3 protein-coding genes are annotated in these 2,637 nt (G+C 67.2%); 2 read left to right on the top strand and 1 reads right to left on the bottom strand.

The genetic code is table 11. The annotated features are described in order from the left end of the window. Both V6M48_RS10675 and V6M48_RS10670 read left to right on the top strand, forming a co-directional pair. The coding region (locus V6M48_RS10675; RefSeq protein WP_332812524.1) for an SLC13 family permease at positions 1-499 on the top strand (499 nt) is incomplete at its 5' end. A 186-nt stretch (positions 500-685) separates the two neighbouring features. Next, on the top strand, positions 686-2,053 hold the full coding sequence (locus V6M48_RS10670) for a dicarboxylate/amino acid:cation symporter (RefSeq protein ID WP_332812523.1): 1,368 nt from the start codon (positions 686-688) through the stop codon (positions 2,051-2,053). Positions 2,054-2,081: 28 nt separating this feature from the next. Here the strand turns inward: V6M48_RS10670 and V6M48_RS10665 are convergent. Beyond that, positions 2,082-2,637, bottom strand: a 556-nt coding sequence (locus V6M48_RS10665; protein WP_332812522.1) for a hypothetical protein, incomplete at its 5' end; no start/stop codon positions are given.

Here is a 2,637-nt window from a genome sequence, read left to right as displayed (position 1 = left end):
CGCGGTGCTGCTGCTGGTGACGCGCGCCTTGACGCTGCGCGATGCCTACGAATCGGTCGAGGCGCCGATCCTGGTGATGCTGGCGGCGCTGATCCCGGTCAGCGACAGCCTGCGCGCGACCGGCGCGACCGACCTCTTCGCCGGGCTGCTGGCCCAGATCGGCGCCGGCTTGCCAGGCTGGGGTGCCGTCGCGCTCATTCTGGTCGCGGCCATGGCCGTGACGCCCTTCCTCAACAACGCCGCGACGGTTCTCGTCATGGCACCGATCGGCGCTGGTTTCGCCAAGACGCTCGGCTACAATCCCGACGCCTTCCTGATGGCGGTGGCGATCGGTGCGGCCTGCGATTTCCTCACCCCGATCGGCCACCAGTGCAACACGCTGGTGATGGGGCCGGGCGGCTATCGCTTCGGCGACTATGCGCGGCTCGGCGCGCCGCTCTCGGCCCTTGTGATCCTGCTCGCGGTGCCGCTGATCCTCTGGGTCTGGCCGCTGCGCTGACTTGGGCGCTTGCACGCGGTTGACGTGCTCGAGAGAAAAGAATTCGCGCCGGGCGTTTCAGTGTAGAATGCTTCCGCTGTCTAAATGGCTCAAAATAGAAGTATTCGGCTTCCCGCAAGCTGCGACAGCGCCTATAAACCGGGCATACATCTTCAGCCGCATTGCGGCGATTGACGAGATCCTGCCATGACGACAACGACCTCCCGCGCCGGTGCGACGCCCGCCGGCGCCAAGCCGTTCTATTCCAGCTTCGGCTTCCAGGTTCTGGCGGCGATGGTGATCGGGCTCCTGCTCGGCTGGATCGCGCGCAATATCGGCCCGGACGCGGCCGGGCAGCCGAACTGGCTGACGACCGCGCTCGCGACGATCGGCTCGATCTTCGTGCAATTGCTGCAGGCCTTGGTGCCGCCGCTGATCTTCACGGCGATCGTCGCCTCGATCAGCAATCTCCGTCAGCTTTCCAATGCCGCCGCGCTGGTCTGGCAGACGCTGCTCTGGTTTGCCGTCACCGCCTTCATCGCCGTGCTGATCGGCATCGCGCTCGGCCTGCTGATCCAGCCCGGCATCAACTCCGGTGCGCTCGCCGCCAGCGCCAAGGCGCCTGCGACCGTCGGTTCCTGGCTCGACTTCCTGAAAGGACTCGTGCCTGCCAATGTGTTTGGCCTGCAGGCGACGACGCGGGTAGACGGCGGGGCGGCCACCACCCGGCTCGGCTTCAACGTGCTGCAGCTGCTCGTCATCTCGATCGTCATCGGTGTCGCGGCGCTGAAGGTCGGCGAGCGCGCCAACAGCTTCCTCGCCTTCAACGAATCCCTGCTGGCGATCGTCCGCAAGATCCTGTGGTGGGTGATCCGGCTGACGCCGATCGGCACCATCGGCCTGCTCGGCAATGCGGTGGCGCAATATGGCTGGCAGACCTTGCAGCAGCTCTCCTGGTACGCCTTCGCGATCTATCTTGGCCTCGCCATCGTGCTGCTGATCGTCTACCCGGCCTTGCTCCTCCTGCACGGGCTGTCGCCGCTGCGCTTCTTCGCGGGAGCCTGGCCGGCGATCCAGCTCGGTTTCGTCTCGCGCTCCTCGGTCGGCACCATGCCGGTGACCGAGACCGTGACCGAGAAAAGCCTCGGTGTTCCCCGCGAATACGCCGCCTTCGCAGTGCCGCTCGGTGCGACCACCAAGATGGACGGCTGCGCCGCGATCTACCCGGCGATCTCGGCGATCTTCGTCGCGCAGTTCTACGGCCTCCCGCTCGGCCTGCAGGAATATGTGTTGATCGTCTTCGTCTCGGTCATCGGCTCGGCGGCGACCGCCGGGCTCACCGGCGCGACGGTGATGCTGACGCTGACGCTGTCGACACTCGGCCTGCCGCTGGCCGGCGTCGGCCTGCTGCTCGCCATCGACCCGATCCTCGACATGGGCCGCACCGCCGTCAACGTCGCCGGTCAGGCCCTGGTGCCGACGATCGTCGCCAAGCGCCAGGGGCTGCTCGATCAGGCGCAGTACGACCGGGCCGGCGACATCGAGGCGATCGACGCTGGAGCTCAAACGGCCTGAGGCGGCCCTATCGGATGGAAGAAAGTCGTCAGCGCGACGAAAGTCTCGCCAGCAGCGCCTTGCCGCGCGGCGACACCCGGTAGCCGATATCGAGGCTTTCGGTGAGACCGAGGGCCTTGAGCTTGCGCACATCCTGCTTGAACGAGAGCATCTCGCGCCCGAGCAGGTGAGCGAGTTCGGCAGCGCGTCGCCCAGGATGCGTTGCGATCAGTTCTAGCGTGGCGCGGGTCCAAACCTTGTGCGCATCGAGCCGCGCGAGTTGTCCGGTGAGGGCGTCCGCTTCGCCATCGTCGAGTTCCGTCGTCTCGCGCAGCGCCAGACGCGGATCGGGGCCGGCGAGGTGCAGGCGGATGCGGTAGAGATCGCCGCCCCGGCCGGTGAGGCTCTCCAAGGCGACCTCGCGCGAGGCGTAGCCGGCGGCCTTAGCTTCTTCGTCGTCGATCTCGGCTTCGGAGACCGGCTCGACCGCGTCGATCGCCAGCACTCCGACAGCTGTCGTCAGGGTGCCGCCGCTCTTGACGCTCGGCCGGCGCCACCGGCGCAGCACTTGTGTGATGCTGCCCCCGGCGATGCCCTGAAGCGTG

This window comes from Sphingomonas sp. (genome assembly GCF_036677245.1).
GTDB lineage: Bacteria > Pseudomonadota > Alphaproteobacteria > Sphingomonadales > Sphingomonadaceae > Allosphingosinicella.
The sequence above is the reverse complement of the archived record's forward strand: the minus strand, read 5'-3'. Positions and strand labels throughout refer to the sequence as shown.

Coding starts and splice junctions, on each gene's coding strand:
- V6M48_RS10670 (WP_332812523.1), top strand. CDS start 686: ATGACGACAACGACCTCCCGCGCCGGTGCGACGCCCGCCGGCGCCAAG.